This window comes from Candidatus Enterococcus ikei, assembly GCF_017316105.1.
GTDB classification, from domain to species: domain Bacteria; phylum Bacillota; class Bacilli; order Lactobacillales; family Enterococcaceae; genus Enterococcus_L; species Enterococcus_L ikei.
Window position 1 is genome coordinate 1 of the sequence record NZ_JAFLWD010000060.1, and the last position, 2,178, is coordinate 2,178.

A 2,178-nucleotide genomic window follows, 5' to 3' on the forward strand; every position below is an offset into this window, starting at 1 on the left:
AGTTTAGCTAAGGAGCCGGTCTTCTTCTCTTGTCATGTGGATACTGTAGAACCAGGTGTAGGCATTGAAGTGCTTGAGAAGGACGATATTCTTTATTCTAAAGGTGAAACGATTTTAGCAGCAGACAATAAAGCAGGGATTGCGATTCTTTTAGAAATGATTGAGACAATTTCAGAAAATACTATCGAAACAGGACCGATCGAACTCGTCTTTTCTCCTGGTGAAGAAATCGGTTTGATTGGGGCCGCCGCCTTGGATATGTCATTGATCGATTCAACATTTGGCTACGTATTTGATAATTCTGGCCCGGCTGGAAATGGAATCATTGCTAGTCCTTTCCTCTATATGTTTGATATTGAAGTGACAGGTAAAGCGGCTCATGCTGGTTTAGAACCAGAAAAAGGTATTTCAGCATTCACGATTGCTCAAACGGCATTAGGAGGAATTCCTTTTGGCAGATTGGATGAGCATACCACTTCAAACATCGGAAAAATTTCTGGTGGTGCAGGGATCAACGTTGTGATGGAAGACTTGATGATTCAAGGAGAAGTACGTTCGATCTCCGATGAAAAAGCACGTGACTTTCTTGCTACATTAGAACAAGCATTCAAAAACGCAACTAGTTTACATGGCGGTGACTTCACTCTTTCCATGGATCAAAAAGCGACTGGTTTTCATTTAGCTGATGATTCTGATCCTGTTAGAATCGCTAAAGCTGCAACAGCTCAAATTGGTCGTACCTTCACACCAGAAATCAGCGGCGGCGGTAGTGATGCCAATATCTTTAACGCACAAGGTAAACCAACATTGAATTTATCGATTGGATATGAAAAAATCCATACCGTCAACGAATATATCCCAATTGCTGAAATGCTAAAATCAGTTGAATTGGCTTTAGCTATCGTCAATGAAATGCCCGACAGTCATACTTCAAGCGGGTCAGTAAAATGACTGCGGTGCGTAAAGGTCAAAATATCTTGTTGATCATCCTAGCAGTTCTGCTGCTGAGCATCTCCATCAATATGTTTTTAGGTCCTCATCAGATAGCCGCAGGCGGTGTGAGTGGATTAGGTATTTTGGCAGAAGCAGCCTTTTCGATTGATCGGTCGATCGTTGTTTTGGTCTTAAATTGTTTAATGTTGCTTTTAACGATCCTCTTTTTAGGGAAAAAGGTGTTTTTCAATACACTGATTGGTAGTTTATTGTTTCCACTCTTTCTAGCGGTTGTTCCTGAAATCATGGTCACCTCCGATCGTTTACTATCCGTTCTTTTCGGCAGTGCGATTTTTGGGATCGGCGTTGCTATTCTTTATAAAATAGGTGCTTCTAGTGGTGGCACAACAATTCCACCGCTGATCTTACAAAAATATTGGCACATTAATACCTCAACAGGACTATTGGTGACGGATGCTTTTATTGTCTTACTAAACGTTTTCATCTTCGGCGTTGAATCGTTTCTGTTTGCAATATTATCGATCATTATTACATCAATCGTCATGACTTATATCGAAACTGGCGTCAAACGAAGAAAATCCATATTGATTTTCAGCCAAGATAAGACCAATGAAATCAAACAAGAACTGCTGCATACCGTTAATCGCGGTGTCACACTGTTTAATGTTACTGGGGGCAAAACAGAACAGGAAAATCAAATGTTGATGATCGTCAGTTCAAATAATGAGTATCCAGCAGTCATGCGTATCATCGATCAAATCGATCCAACTTCATTTGTGATTGTATCAAATGTCGCTGAGGTTCACGGTTTGGGTTTTACTTATCATCCGATTCAGTAAAAAAATAGCCACTTAGAAAAAGGAGAGCGAAAATTATGAATTCTGTGTTAGCTTTTACGATTATTATGCTTGTTTGGACGGTTAGTGATTATATTTCTAAAAAAACGAAGTCGCTACTTTCAACATTATTAATTGCTTCATTGATCTTTTTAATTGGATTTAAAACGAATGTATTTCCAGAAGATTTATTGCCTAGTTCCTCATTATTGGCCTTAGGAACAACTGTTGTTGGTTTTATCCTAGTCCATCTAGGAACAACAATCAGTTTAAAAGAATTTAAACAACAATGGCGGACATTTCTGATTGGGGTAGCCGCAACGCTTGGGATCGTTGCAGCTTTATTGTTAGTGGGGCCATTATTTGAAGATCAAAGCTATGCTATTGC

General features: G+C 39.4%; 2 protein-coding genes and 1 pseudogene. All 3 read left to right on the forward strand.

Features of this window, described 5'->3' with window-relative positions; all coding sequences use genetic code 11:
- The coding region (locus tag JZO69_RS16345) for a M20/M25/M40 family metallo-hydrolase (protein ID WP_207113876.1) at positions 1-951 on the forward strand (951 nt) is incomplete at its 5' end.
- Complete coding sequence (locus JZO69_RS16350; protein ID WP_207113877.1) at positions 948-1,793, forward strand: YitT family protein; 846 nt, start codon at positions 948-950, stop codon at positions 1,791-1,793. The genes JZO69_RS16345 and JZO69_RS16350, both read left to right, overlap by 4 nt.
- 35 nt (positions 1,794-1,828) lie before the next feature.
- A pseudogene (locus JZO69_RS16355) lies at positions 1,829-2,178 on the forward strand (hypothetical protein); the annotation flags it as partial.

Bases quoted from the DNA above. Each gene is read 5' to 3' on its own strand.
- JZO69_RS16350 (WP_207113877.1), top strand. From the start codon at position 948: ATGACTGCGGTGCGTAAAGGTCAAAATATCTTGTTGATCATCCTAGCA.